The sequence below is a fragment of the Streptomyces sp. NBC_00400 genome, from assembly GCF_036048035.1.
In the GTDB taxonomy this organism is placed as follows: Bacteria; Actinomycetota; Actinomycetes; order Streptomycetales; family Streptomycetaceae; genus Streptomyces.
The window spans coordinates 5,407,093-5,418,914 of record NZ_CP107940.1 but is presented as its reverse complement, the minus strand read 5'-3'; the positions used below and the strand labels follow the sequence as shown (position 1 = coordinate 5,418,914).

Genomic DNA, 11,822 nt, shown 5'->3' with positions numbered 1-11,822 from the left:
ACGGGTGCTCGAACGCCGTAACCGCAGCGCTGAGGCGCCGCACGATGACCTGGTGGACCACCTGGTGCGCAGCACGCCGCTGCAGCGCGGTGAGGCCGCCCGGGTGGTGCTCGATGTGCTGGCGTACTTCGACGAGACGACGGAGGAATTCGTCCGGCGGCGCCATCGGGAGCTGCAGTCCCACGGGCTGCGCAACGAGGAGATCTTCGACCGGATCCGCCACGAGATGCCGCACCGCGCCGTGGCCCCGCCCGATCTCTCGACCCGCCAGCTGCGCCGCCTCGTCTACGGCTGACGGCCACGCCCGGGGCGCCGGGCGGCACGAACCAATTGCCACAACGTTCTTCTCGGAGGGTCACTGTATGTGCGGGATCGTCGGCTATATCGGCAAACGTGATGTTGCTCCGCTGCTCCTGGAGGGCCTGCAGCGCCTGGAGTACCGCGGCTACGACTCGGCGGGCATCGCCATCCACGCCAAGGGCACCGGCAAGGCCGCGGGCGGCCTGAAGACCGCCAAGGCCAAGGGCCGGGTCCGGGAGCTGGAGTCACGGGTGCCGAAGCGGTTCGCCGGTACCACGGGCATCGCGCACACCCGCTGGGCCACCCACGGCGCGCCCACCGACGAGAACGCCCACCCGCACCTCGACACCGAGGGCAAGGTCGCCGTCGTCCACAACGGCATCATCGACAACGCCGCCGACCTGCGCGCCCGGCTGACCGCCGAGGGCGTCGAATTCGCCTCCGAGACCGACACCGAGGTGCTGGCCCACCTGATCGGCCGCTCGCAGGCCGAGAAGCTGGAGGAGCGGGTCCGCGAGGCGCTGCGGCACATCGAGGGCACCTACGGCATCGCCGTGCTGCACGCCGACTTCCCCGACCGCATCGTCGTCGCCCGCAACGGCTCCCCGGTCGTGCTCGGCATCGGCGAGCACGAGATGTTCGTCTCCTCGGACGTCGCCGCGCTGGTCTCGCACACCCGCCAGGTCGTCACCCTCGACGACGGCGAGATGGCCACCCTCAAGGCCGACGACTACCGCACGTACACCACCGAGGGCTCGCGGACCACGTCCGCTCCGGAGACCGTCGAGTACGCGGCCGAGTCGTACGACCTGGGCGGCCACGACACCTACATGCACAAGGAGATCTCCGAGCAGGCGGACGCGGTGGACCGCGCGCTGCGCGGGCGGATCGACGACCGCTTCTCCACCGTGCGCCTCGGCGGCCTGAACCTGGACCCCCGTGAGGCGCGCGGGGTACGCCGGGTGAAGATCCTGGGCTGCGGCACCTCGTACCACGCGGGCCAGATCGGCGCGCAGATGATCGAGGAGCTGGCCCGTATCCCCTCGGACGCCGAGCCGGCCTCCGAGTTCCGCTACCGCGACCCGGTCGTGGACCCCGACACGCTGTACGTGGCGGTCTCCCAGTCCGGTGAGACCTACGACGTGCTGGCGGCCGTCCAGGAGCTCAAGCGCAAGGGCGCCCGGGTGCTGGGCCTGGTCAACGTGGTCGGCTCGGCGATCGCCCGGGAGACCGACGGCGGCATCTACGTGCACGCGGGCCCCGAGGTCTGCGTGGTCTCCACCAAGTGCTTCACCAACATGGTGGTCTCCTTCGCCCTGCTCGCCCTGCACCTCGGCCGGATCCGTGACCTGTCCGTCGCGGACGGCAAGCGGATCATCGAGGGCCTGCGCAAGCTGCCCGCGCAGATCGACGAGATCCTCAAGAGCGAGGAGGACATCAAGCAGCTGTCGGCCGCCTACGCGGACGCCAAGTCGATGATGTTCATCGGCCGGGTGCGCGGCTACCCGGTGGCCCGCGAGGCCTCCCTGAAGCTCAAGGAGGTCTCCTACATCCACGCCGAGGCCTACCCGGCCTCCGAGCTCAAGCACGGCCCGCTCGCCCTCATCGAGCCCGCGATGCCGACCGTGGCGATCGTCCCCGACGACGACCTGCTGGAGAAGAACCGCGCCGCGCTGGAGGAGATCAAGGCCCGCAGCGGCCGGATCCTGGCCGTCGCGCACCAGGAGCAGGAGAAGGCCGACCACACCATCATCGTGCCGAAGAACGAGCCCGAGCTGGACCCGATCCTGATGGGCATCCCGCTGCAACTGCTCGCCTACCACACGGCGTTGGCCCTGGGCCGGGACATCGACAAGCCCCGCAACCTCGCCAAGTCCGTCACGGTGGAGTAGAACCCCGCGCCGACGGTGGGGGAATCTCCCGTGCCACGGTGAAGCCTCCCCACCCCACCGAAGCGACAATTGAGCAACCCCCACGGCGCCCCACCACCTCCGCGAAAGCGGCGCCGGCTCAGGCGCAAAAAGGGGCGGCGCCGGCTTAGGCGCAAGGGGGGGAGCAGCGGCTCCGCGCGTGCCACCAGCGCGCGGAGCCGCCGCCTCCCCTTTTGCCGGCGTCGCCCATACGCCGACAGGATGCCGCCGCCCCGGGAAACCGTCACCTCCCGGCCGGCAGCACGAAGTTGCCGTGCGCGCGGCCGCCGGGCCCGTGACGCGGCGCGCCCACGTGACCGTTTTCTACCCTTCCGCGACGCACAATTCACCTGCGCGGGCCGGAAGAAATGCGGCTGCACACCCTCCTCATGATGCCCCCTCAAGTGTGCGCAAGCCGCGGAGAATTGATCACCTCGGGGCGCGGAACGCGGCGCCGCACCAGGGCGGCGCACGACGGGGTGAGGAGACGGCTCGCGTCAGGGGATCACGATCACCGGGCGCTGCGCCCGGCGGGCGAGCCGGCCGGCCACCGAACCGAAGATCCGGCCGACGATGCCGTGAGTGGAGCCGACCACGATCGCGTCGGCCTCGTACTCCCGGCCGACCTCCTCCAGCTCGTGGCAGATGTCGCCGCCGCGCTCGACCAGGATCCAGGGGACCTCGGTGAGGTGATCGGCGCAGGCCAGCTCCAGACCGAGCACTTCGGTGCGGTGATCCGGCACGTCCACGAAGACCGGGGGCTCACAGCCCGCCCAGACGGTCGTCGGCAGCCGGTTGGCCACATGGACGATGATCAACCCGGAGCCGAGGCGCCGGGCCATACCGATTGCATACGCCAATGCCCGCTCGCTCGACATGGAGCCGTCGAAGCCGACCACGACGCCGTGCCGGAACGCGGGGTCGCAGGAATGGCGCGTCTTTTCCGCCGCTTCGAGGTCCGCCATCGGATCGGCGACCTGCTTGCGGTCCGCGGGTTCGGGGATTTCGTGACCGGCCATTGGTGTCTCGGCGAGGACGTCCTCTTGCGGAGGGGCGAACGGGGAACGGCGATTGACTTGATCCGGCAGTTGACTGAGCTGGCTCGCCCGAGGGTGCGGGAGCCATAGTTCAAAGAGGAACGATACGACTGGGAATCATCTTCCCAACCCGATACCCCAAGAGTACGGCGCCACTCCCCCGCTGCCCAGAGCCCGCTGCGGACGCGGAGCGCCCGCGCGAGGCCGGGTGGGGCCTCGAACGTTCCCCGGAGCATGCCGGAGCGTGGCCCGGATGGCAATGCCCCGGCCTGCCCCCGTACGTACCCCTCACGGTGACCCATGATCGCCGCCGGCGTTGTAGTAGCAGCCCGATCCGAGGGGAGCACACGGTGCCGTTGCCGTCCGACAGATCACCCGACCCGGTGAGCGATGTCATGCGCTGGGGCGCCTTCAGTTGCGCCCTGGTGCCCTTCGTACTGATCATCAGCGGCGTTTCCTGGACCGGCGCGGCCGGCACCGCCGCCGGTCTGGCCGCGGTGACCTGCGCCTGCCGCGCCCTGCTGCGGCAATCCGAACGGACCGCGGCGCGGATCCGCGTGCGCGAGACCGGAAGGCACCGGGACCAAAGGGCATATATGGGGACGACGGCGCAGGGAGGCGGTCGGCACTCCGAAGGGCGTACGCCGGTCGACTGAGGCGCTTGCAAGTCTGCGCGCGACCGTTTTCAGCCAACTTCCGGCCGAGGTCCACACCTTGCCCCGAACCCCCCTCAACCCTGGTGTGAGCAGGGAGGAAAGGACCGCTGGGCATGGTTGTGCCCTACTGCGAACGGGCAGAGCCGAGACGCGTACTTCCCATGTAGGCCCGACGAGTGGAACGCTTCGTGATCGAATGCTTCGCGCCAAGTTGCCATATCGACATACCAGCGGGTGGTGAACTTGGCACTCCATCCTCACGGAACACAGTAGATTCGATCTTGGTAGTAACGGCGGGGGAACTGTGCAGGACCGAGAGGGCGAGACGACCGAGGGGGGCTTAAGTGCCATGAGCCAGGACTCCGCTGCCGTACCAGATGCCGCACGCAAGCTCGCCGCCCGACGACGCCGCGAAATAGTCGCGGTGCTCCTCTTCAGCGGCGGCCCCATTTTCGAGAGCTCCATTCCGCTCTCGGTCTTCGGCATCGACCGACAGGACGCAGGCGTTCCGCGGTACCGGCTACTTGTGTGCGCGGGCGAAGATGCGCCTTTGCGCACGACCGGGGGGCTCGAACTGTCAGCCCCCTACGGGCTGGAGGCGATCTCCCGTGCCGGGACGGTCGTCGTACCGGCCTGGCGCTCCATCACCCAGGCGCCGCCGCCCGCGGCGCTCGACGCGCTGCGCCGCGCGCATGAAGAAGGCGCCAGAATCGTCGGGTTGTGCACGGGGGCGTTCGTCCTCGCCGCGGCCGGACTGCTGGACGGCCGTCCGGCCACGACCCATTGGATGTACGCGCCGACGCTCGCCAAGCGTTATCCGTCCGTCCATGTGGATCCCCGCGAGCTCTTCGTCGACGACGGCGATGTGCTCACGTCCGCGGGAACGGCGGCCGGCATCGATCTGTGTCTGCACATCGTGCGCACCGACCACGGCGCGGACGCCGCGAACGCGCTGGCCCGCCGGCTCGTCGTGCCGCCCCGCCGCACCGCCTCCGATATGGGGCACCAGCGCTACCTCGACAGGTCATTACCTGAAGAGATCGGCGCCGACCCGCTCGCCGAGGTCGTCGCCTGGGCGCTGGAACACCTCCACGAGCAGTTCGACGTGGAGACGCTGGCCGCGCGCGCGTACATGAGCCGCCGCACCTTCGACCGGCGCTTCAGGTCCCTGACGGGGAGCGCTCCGCTGCAGTGGCTGATCACTCAGCGGGTGCTGCAGGCCCAGCGGCTGCTGGAGACCTCCGACTATTCGGTGGACGAGGTCGCGGGGCGCTGCGGCTTCCGCTCGCCGGTCGCCCTGCGCGGCCACTTCCGCAGGCAGCTGGGCGCCTCGCCCGCCGCCTACCGGGCGGCCTACCGCGCACGGCGGCCGCAGAACGGGCCACCCGAGCCCGCGCTCAGACCGGAGCGGGCCGAGCGCGCCGAGCGGCCGGAGCGTGAGCGGGCGGCCCTGGGGGCGGGCGCGGAGCGGTTCTCCGCCGCCGCGCTGGCCGGCCACGGCCTGGCCTCCGCCGAAGCGGGCGAAGCGGGCAAACCGCAGTCGGACGTGTACGCCTCCCGGCTGCCGGAGACCGCGGTGGGGAGGGGAACCGTCCGCCCCGTGCTGCCCGGACAGCGCGAGCGCCCCGTAGGGTGAGATGTATGAACGATCGCATGGTGTGGATCGACTGCGAGATGACTGGCCTCTCGCTGGCGAATGACGCGCTCATCGAGGTGGCCGCTCTGGTCACCGACTCGGAGCTGAATGTGCTGGGCGACGGGGTGGATGTGGTGATCCGCCCCCCGGCCGAAGCACTCGGCACCATGCCGGAGGTGGTGCGCCAGATGCACACCTCCTCCGGGCTGCTGGAGGAACTGGACGGCGGCACGACGCTGGAGGCGGCCGAGGCACAGGTGCTTGCGTACATCAAGCAGCATGTGCCGGAGCCGCGGAAGGCGCCGCTGTGCGGCAACTCCGTCGGCACCGACCGCGGCTTCCTGCTGCGGGACATGCCGACGCTGGAGGAGTACCTCCACTACCGGATCGTCGATGTCTCGTCCGTGAAGGAGCTGGCCCGGCGCTGGTACCCGCGGGCCTACTTCAACAGCCCGGACAAGAGCGGCAACCACCGGGCACTGGCGGACATCCGTGAATCCATCGCGGAACTGCGCTACTACCGGGAGGCGGTCTTCGTACCGCAGCCCGGCCCCGACTCGGACACCGCGAAGGCCATTGCCGCCAAGCACGTCCTTCCTGCTGAGCCGCAGTCCACGCCGTAGCGCGGCGCGGCAGGGCGCGTGTGGTGCGGGCCCCGGCGGGTCCGCCGTGACCCGCACGACACGCCCTCGGCCCCGGGACACGAAACCTGGGCGCGAGCACCCCTTCGGACCCTGTACACTTTTTCTCAGCCGGTGGGGAAAAAGAACCACACAGCACCGGTCATGGTGGGTATAGCTCAGCTGGTAGAGCACCTGGTTGTGGTCCAGGATGTCGCGGGTTCAAGTCCCGTTACTCACCCCACATCAAGGCCCCCGACCTCAGGTCGGGGGCCTTGGCGTTTCTGCGGGTGTGGTGCGCGGGCGCCGGTGCGGCGGGTCGAGGGGCCGGGTGCCGCGGTGGAGGGGCCGCGGCTCAGTAGCCGACGGTGAAGCGCTCGCCGACGTGGCGGGGCTGCTCTATTTCGTCGACCACGGCGACGGCGTAGTCCTCGGCGGTGATCCGGCTGGTGCCCCCGGCACCGGTGATCAGGTCGTCGAGGGCGGTGCGGTAGCTCCCGGTGCGCTCGCCGGGCTCGATGGTGGCGGCCGGGCTGAGGCTGGTCCAGCGCACGTCGGAGACCGAGCGGTAGAAGTCCAGCGCATCGCCGTGGGCATGCATGATCTGCAGCAGGAAGGCGGGAAGGCCCTCCGCGTCCCAGACCCGTGCGCCGTCCGGCGTGCGCAGCGAGCCGGCGCCGCCGACGGAGATCAGCCGGGGTGCCGTGTCGCCGAGGGTGCGCAGCCCGGCGACAAGGGACTCGGCGGCGGGCCTGATCGTGGCGGTGTGGCCCGGTCCGTCGCCGCCGCCGACCGCGCTGACCAGGACGTCCCGGCCCCGGGCCGCGGCGGCGACGGACGCCGGGTCGAGGGCGTCGCCGGTGGTCACGGTCAGGTCCGGGTGGGTGGTGGTGATCTTCGCGGGGTCGCGGACGACCGCGGTGACTTGGTGGCCGCGCCGCAGGGCCTCGTGGAGGATGCGGCTTCCGATGGTGCCGTTGGCCCCGAAGAGCGCGATCGTGGACATGGTGGTCTCCCAGCTGTTCCGTACGTCCGGACGTCCGGGTGAGGACTTCCGTTTTCCGTCAGCGGTTGCACTGACGTCTTCTACGCTAGAGGGGCCGGCAGTGCATTTCTGGGTGGCGAGGGGACCGGTGAGGGTGAAAATGCGACAGGAGCGCCGGGAGCCGTCGCCGGAGATCCCGGAGGTGGCGTTCTCCGCGCCGGCCGGGCGGCCGACGGGGGTGGAGGTGCTGACGCTCGCGGAGCTGCGGGCGCGCGCGGACGCCTGTCAGCTGTCCGCCCCGCACCGCCCCGGCTTCCACCATCTGCTGGTCCTGGACGGCGGCCGGCTGGTGCACAGCGTCGACTTCCGCGAACACGTCCTCGCACCGGGCGATCTGCTGTGGTCGCGCCCCGGGCAGGTCCAGCACTTCGGTGATCTGACGGGCGCGGAGGGGCGGCTGGTGCTCTTCGAGGCCGGCTTCCTGGATCCGGCGACCGCGGCCGCGGCCCGGGTCGAGGACTGGTACGGGCCGCCCGTACGGCATCCGGAGGGCGCCGCGGCCCGGGGGGTGGACGAGGCGATGCGGCAGTTGCACGGGGAGTTCGGATCGCTGGGCGGGCTGCCGCTGGAGATCCATCTCGATGTGCTGCGGCATCTGCTGGCCGTCCTGGTGCTGCGGGCCGCGCATCCGGGCGGGGAGGCGGACGGGGCCGGTGACGGGTCCTGTGCGGCGAGCGCCACCTATCTGCGCTTCCGGGACGCGGTGGAGCGGGACTTCACCCGCAGCCGGCGGGTCGCCGACTACGCCCGCGCGCTGGGCTACGCGCCGCGCACCCTCTCCCGGGCCACCGAGGCCGTTGCCGGGGTGGGGGCCAAGGAGTTCATCGACCGGCGGGTGGTGCTGGAGGCCAAGCGGCTGCTGGCGCACGGCGACCGTTCCGCGGCCCGGATCGCGGACCGGCTGGGCTTCGCCGACGCCCCCAACTTCAGCAAGTTCTTCCAGCGGCAGACGGGCACCACCCCGATCGCGTTCCGCACGGCGGTACGCAGCGGTGCGGTCTGAGGACGCGGGCGGCGTACGGGAGTTGGGGCGGGCGGGCAGCGGGGAGCGGAGCCCACGGGCAGCCGGCGGCGGACGGCGGGCGCACGGGCGGCGGGTGGCGCGTGCCGGGGCACGCGGGCGGCGGGGCGCAGCGGTGGGGGGATTCCCGCTGCGCCCCGCCTCTCGGGCGAGCGGTCCGGTGGGGGTCAGCCGGTGTACGCGGCGAAGGCCTTGGTGAAGTCCAGCGGCTTCTGCTGGACGGAGCTGCAGGTGGGCTGCGCCGAGGTGCCGGCGCCGCCCGGGCAGGCCCGGTCGCGGGTGGCGGACCACATCGACAGCCAGGCCAGGTGCTTCTTCTTGGCGAACTTCACCAGTTGGGTGGCGTCGTCGGCCTTGAAGACCTCGTTCTGGACATCGTTGACGCCGATCATCGGGGTCACGGCCACGGTCTTCCAGGCGGCCGCCTCGCTCAGGCCGAGCGCCTTCTTGAGCTGGCCCTGGGTGGCGGTGGCGGCCTGGGTCGCGTAGGTGCCCATGTCGCCGCTGTAGGAGGAGCCGTAGTCCATCGCCATGATGTTGACGGCGGAGATCTTGACGCCGTTCTTCTTGGCGTCGGCGACCAGGTTCACCCCGTCCTGGGTCAGGCCCTCGGGCATCACCGGCAGCGTGAAGGAGACGTCCAGACCGGGGTGCTTCTTCTGGAGCTGGGTGAGGGCCCGGGCGCGGCGGGTGTTGGCGGCGGTGTCGGGCAGGGCGCCGCCCTCGATGTCGAAGTCGGCCTTGGTGAGCTTGAAACGGTCGATGACCTTGCCGTAGGCGGCGGCCAGTTCGTCCGCGGAGCCGCAGGCCGCCCCGAGCTCGGTGCCGGTGGCGCCGCCGAAGGAGACCCGGACATCGCCGCCGGCCTTGCGCAGGGCGGGTATCTGCCGGGCCACCTGGTCGTTGCCGAGCTCGCCGGAGCCGCCCCACTTGGGGGTGCAGCCGCCGCCGGAGGTGACGAAGGCGAGGTTGACGTTCTTGACCCCGGTCTTCCGGGCGGTGCCGGCCAGGTCGTGGGCGGGGGCGAGCGAGGTGTCGACGTACGGGGCGAAGCCGGCCACGGCCTTGGGGGCGGCCTGCCCGGTGCCGGCGGTCCGCGGTGCCTTGGCGGCCAAGGCGGATCCCGCGACGGCGAAGGCGCCGCCGGCCGCGACCAGGACGGCCGCGCCGCTCACGATCAGCTGGGTGGTGCGGCTCTTGCGCCGGCGGTGTGCCGAAGAACTCATCTCGTGCCTGCCTGTCGTCACATGGAGGGGGGAGGGGTGCACCGTGGTGCGTCCCGCACGCTAGCGGCAGGGAAACGGACAAATGGCGGTAATGGTACGGAGGTTGAGGGACTTAGGAGCGCCTTAAGGAAGCGGAAGGGGGTGGTTAAGAAGCAGGGGCGGATGCTCCCGCGGGCGGACGTTCAGGAGCCGGTGCGCGCGGTCCGCCGGCGCCGGACGCCGAGGGTGCGGCGCAGCCGGTGGCCGCGGCGGGCGCCGGTGCGGGCGCGGCGGTCGTCCAGCGCCAGCCAGACCCGGACCTCGGTGCCGCCGAGGACGGAGCGGCCGATGCGCACATCGCCGCCGGTGGACTCGGCCAGCCGCCGCACGATGTCCAGGCCCAGGCCCGTGGAGCCGCCCTCGGCCACCGCTGGGCGGTTCCCCCGGGCGCCACCGCCCGACCAGCCGCGGCGCAGCGCCGCGTCCGGGTCGTCGATGCCGCCGCCGGCATCCGAGACCAGCACGATCACCGCGTCCTCGGCGTTGTGGACATCGACCGCGAAGGCGGTGCCCTCGGGGGTGTGGCGGAAGACGTTGCCGAGCATCGCGTCCAGGGCGGCGGCGAGTTCGGGGCGGGCGACGGGGACGCGTACCGGGCGGTCCGCGCCGGCGACGCGGACGGTGCGGCCCTCGTCCTCGGCGAGCGCCGACCAGAAGTCCATCCGCTCGCGGATCACCTCGGCGGCGTCGCAGCCGGCCGCGGCGGCGGCCTGCCGGGTCTGGGCCTTCTGTTCACGGGCGGTGCGGATGATCTGGTCGACCTCGTGCTCCAGCTGTTCGACGGCGGCCCGGGTCTGTTCGGCGGCCGAGGTGTCGCCGAGCGAGGCGGCGTTGAGCCGCAGGACGGTCAGCGGGGTACGCAGCCGGTGCGAGAGGTCGGCGGCCAGTTCGCGCTCGTTGGCGAGCAGTTGGACGACCTGGTCGGCCATGGCGTTGAAGGCGCTGGCCGCGGACCGCAGTTCCTTGGGGCCGTCCTCCGGAACGCGGACACCGAGCTTGCCCGTGCCGAGGTCGTGAGCGGCGCCGGCCAGCCGCTTCGCGGGCCGCACCATGCGGGTGCCGAGCCGGTCGGCGACGGCGACCGAGCCGATGATCAGCGCGAGGCCGACCCCGGCGAGCACCACCCAGGCGGTGGCGACGCCCTTGGTGAGCGCCGCGTCGGGGACGAAGACCTCGACGACGGCGATACCGGAGGCGACGGCGGTCGGCTGGAGCAGCGAAGAGCCGCCCGGGACCGGGGAGATGGACGCCCGCCCGAGCTTGACGGCGGCCGCCACATCCGCTTCCGCCGCGCGCCGGGCGCCGATCTCGGCGGGCCTGCCGTTCCGGCCGCTCGCCGGGACATGGACGCCGATCCGGCCGCCGGGGCCGGTCTCGGCGCTGGCGACGGCGCGTTCGAGCTGGGTGCGGTCGGTGGTGATGGCGAGGACCGGGCCGATGGTGGCGGCCTGCCGTTCGGCATTGGAGTAGGCGCGGTCGCGGGCCAGCTCCTTGACGACCAGTCCGAGGGGGACGGCGAACGCGACCACGACCATGGTGGTGACCGCCAGCGCCACCTTGACCAGGGCCCATCTCACTGCGGCGGCTCCAGCTTCACGCCGACGCCCCGCAGGGTGTGCAGATACCGGGGCCGCGCCGCGGTTTCGCCCAGCTTGCGGCGCAGCCAGGACAGATGGACGTCGATGGTCTGGTCGTCGCCGTAGGACTGCTGCCAGACCTCGGCGAGGAGTTCCTTGCGGGGGACGACGACGCCGGGACGTCCGGCGAGGAAGGCCAGCAGGTCGAACTCCCTGCGGGTCAGATCGAGGGTGACGCCGTCCAGTTCGGCCTGCCGGCGCAGCGGGTCGATGGACAGGCCGCCGACCCGGATCGCTCGTGAGGGCGCATCCGCACCGGCCACGGCGGCCCGGGAGCGGCGCAGTACGGCCGTCATCCGGGCCGACAGGTGCTCGACGGAGAACGGCTTGGTGAGGTAGTCGTCCGCACCGTCGTTCAGCAGCCGGACGATGTCGGCCTCGTCGTCACGGGCGGTGGCGATGATCACCGGGACATCGGTGATGCCGCGGAGCATCTTCAGCGCCTCGCCCCCGTCCAGATCGGGCAGGCCGAGGTCGAGGATGACGACGTCGAAGCCGACGTGCGCCACCTCACGAAGCGCCTCCAGGGCGGTACCGACGCTGCGTACCGTGTGGGCGGCCTCGGTCAGATGCCGGATCAGAGCCGAGCGTACGAACTGGTCGTCCTCGACGACGAGCACACGTGCCATGGGCGGCACCGTACGCCATTCGGGCGGGGTCCTTTGCCCGAGGTTGACGACGGGGCGGCGCACTGA

General features: G+C 71.7%; 11 protein-coding genes and 1 tRNA gene. 7 read left to right on the top strand and 5 right to left on the bottom strand.

All coding sequences use genetic code 11. The annotated features are described in order from the left end of the window. The first annotated feature begins 4 nt into the window (after positions 1-4). Positions 5-295 carry a hypothetical protein gene (locus OHS81_RS23785; RefSeq protein WP_328386687.1) on the top strand — a complete coding sequence of 97 codons (291 nt, stop codon included), beginning with the start codon at positions 5-7 and terminating at the stop codon, positions 293-295. A gap of 67 nt (positions 296-362) precedes the next feature. Further along, complete coding sequence (gene glmS, locus OHS81_RS23780; RefSeq protein ID WP_328386686.1) at positions 363-2,192, top strand: glutamine--fructose-6-phosphate transaminase (isomerizing); 1,830 nt, start codon at positions 363-365, stop codon at positions 2,190-2,192. 515 nt (positions 2,193-2,707) lie between these two features. Here glmS and OHS81_RS23775 read toward each other — a convergent pair. Next, positions 2,708-3,229, bottom strand: coding sequence for a universal stress protein (locus OHS81_RS23775; protein ID WP_018093093.1), 522 nt, complete (start codon positions 3,227-3,229; stop codon positions 2,708-2,710). 368 nt (positions 3,230-3,597) lie between these two features. Here OHS81_RS23775 and OHS81_RS23770 point away from each other — a divergent pair, with 368 nt between their 5' ends. The 4 genes from OHS81_RS23770 (at position 3,598) to OHS81_RS23755 (ending at position 6,403) form a co-directional block, all read left to right on the top strand. Continuing rightward, on the top strand, positions 3,598-3,903 hold the full coding sequence (locus OHS81_RS23770; RefSeq protein ID WP_328386685.1) for a hypothetical protein: 306 nt from the start codon (positions 3,598-3,600) through the stop codon (positions 3,901-3,903). Positions 3,904-4,252: 349 nt separating this feature from the next. After that, the gene (locus OHS81_RS23765) at positions 4,253-5,539 is read left to right on the top strand and encodes a GlxA family transcriptional regulator (RefSeq protein ID WP_328386684.1); all 1,287 of its coding nucleotides are present in this window, start codon (positions 4,253-4,255) and stop codon (positions 5,537-5,539) included. Positions 5,540-5,544: 5 nt separating this feature from the next. After that, a complete protein-coding gene (gene orn / locus OHS81_RS23760; protein ID WP_328386683.1) occupies positions 5,545-6,162 on the top strand; it encodes an oligoribonuclease in 618 nt (205 codons plus the stop codon). Positions 6,163-6,327: 165 nt separating this feature from the next. Beyond that, positions 6,328-6,403, top strand: a tRNA-His gene (locus tag OHS81_RS23755). A gap of 111 nt (positions 6,404-6,514) precedes the next feature. Here the strand turns inward: OHS81_RS23755 and OHS81_RS23750 are convergent. Continuing rightward, on the bottom strand, positions 6,515-7,165 hold the full coding sequence (locus OHS81_RS23750) for an NAD(P)-dependent oxidoreductase (protein ID WP_328386682.1): 651 nt from the start codon (positions 7,163-7,165) through the stop codon (positions 6,515-6,517). 139 nt (positions 7,166-7,304) lie between these two features. Here OHS81_RS23750 and OHS81_RS23745 point away from each other — a divergent pair, with 139 nt between their 5' ends. Further along, entirely contained in the window at positions 7,305-8,207 is a 903-nt protein-coding gene (locus tag OHS81_RS23745; RefSeq protein ID WP_328386681.1) for a helix-turn-helix domain-containing protein, read from the top strand. A gap of 185 nt (positions 8,208-8,392) precedes the next feature. Here the strand turns inward: OHS81_RS23745 and OHS81_RS23740 are convergent, their stop codons facing one another. From OHS81_RS23740 to OHS81_RS23730, 3 genes are all read right to left on the bottom strand, one after another. Beyond that, entirely contained in the window at positions 8,393-9,451 is a 1,059-nt protein-coding gene (locus OHS81_RS23740) for a chitinase (protein WP_328386680.1), read from the bottom strand. Between the two features lie 182 nt (positions 9,452-9,633). Beyond that, on the bottom strand, positions 9,634-11,067 hold the full coding sequence (locus tag OHS81_RS23735; protein WP_328386679.1) for a sensor histidine kinase: 1,434 nt from the start codon (positions 11,065-11,067) through the stop codon (positions 9,634-9,636). Then, on the bottom strand, positions 11,064-11,756 hold the full coding sequence (locus OHS81_RS23730; protein ID WP_328386678.1) for a response regulator transcription factor: 693 nt from the start codon (positions 11,754-11,756) through the stop codon (positions 11,064-11,066). Before OHS81_RS23730 ends, OHS81_RS23735 begins: the two co-directional genes overlap by 4 nt. Positions 11,757-11,822: the final 66 nt, after the last annotated feature.

Excerpts from the sequence above, each read along its gene's own strand:
- orn (WP_328386683.1), top strand. The coding sequence starts at position 5,545 with ATGAACGATCGCATGGTGTGGATCGACTGCGAGATGACTGGCCTCTCG.
- OHS81_RS23730 (WP_328386678.1), bottom strand. The coding sequence starts at position 11,756 with ATGGCACGTGTGCTCGTCGTCGAGGACGACCAGTTCGTACGCTCGGCT.
- OHS81_RS23775 (WP_018093093.1), bottom strand. The coding sequence starts at position 3,229 with ATGGCCGGTCACGAAATCCCCGAACCCGCGGACCGCAAGCAGGTCGCC.
- OHS81_RS23750 (WP_328386682.1), bottom strand. The coding sequence starts at position 7,165 with ATGTCCACGATCGCGCTCTTCGGGGCCAACGGCACCATCGGAAGCCGC.
- OHS81_RS23745 (WP_328386681.1), top strand. The coding sequence starts at position 7,305 with ATGCGACAGGAGCGCCGGGAGCCGTCGCCGGAGATCCCGGAGGTGGCG.
- OHS81_RS23740 (WP_328386680.1), bottom strand. The coding sequence starts at position 9,451 with ATGAGTTCTTCGGCACACCGCCGGCGCAAGAGCCGCACCACCCAGCTG.
- glmS (WP_328386686.1), top strand. The coding sequence starts at position 363 with ATGTGCGGGATCGTCGGCTATATCGGCAAACGTGATGTTGCTCCGCTG.
- OHS81_RS23765 (WP_328386684.1), top strand. The coding sequence starts at position 4,253 with ATGAGCCAGGACTCCGCTGCCGTACCAGATGCCGCACGCAAGCTCGCC.